The 283-nt window shown below is 72.4% G+C and carries 1 pseudogene; it reads left to right on the top strand.

Annotated elements, in window-relative coordinates:
* Positions 1–248 (top strand): annotated as a pseudogene (locus J7E68_RS19815) (ROK family protein); the annotation flags it as partial.
* Positions 249–283 lie beyond the last annotated feature (35 nt).

Genomic DNA, 283 nt, shown 5'->3' with positions numbered 1-283 from the left:
GCATCGCCGCCGTGCTCGACGCGGCCGAGGTCGTGATCGGCGGACCGGCACGAGCGCTCGGCGACGACTTCCTCGAGCGCGTGCGGGCCGAGATCGACTACACCGCGACGGGCACCGCGAACGTGCCGGTGCGCTACGCCGATGCGGACGCGTCGATCTCGACCGGTGTCGCGCAGGTGGCACTCACGAGCGCCCTCGGGGTGCGCTGGAGTCCGGCGCAGCTGCGTGCAGCATCCGCTCTTCGCTGATCCCGAGGGCTCCCGGTTCCCGTCGCACTTCGTGC

Origin of the sequence: Microbacterium sp. ISL-103, assembly GCF_018613995.1 — a bacterium.
Classification (GTDB): domain Bacteria; phylum Actinomycetota; class Actinomycetes; order Actinomycetales; family Microbacteriaceae; genus Microbacterium.
The sequence above is the reverse complement of the archived record's forward strand: the minus strand, read 5'-3'. Positions and strand labels throughout refer to the sequence as shown.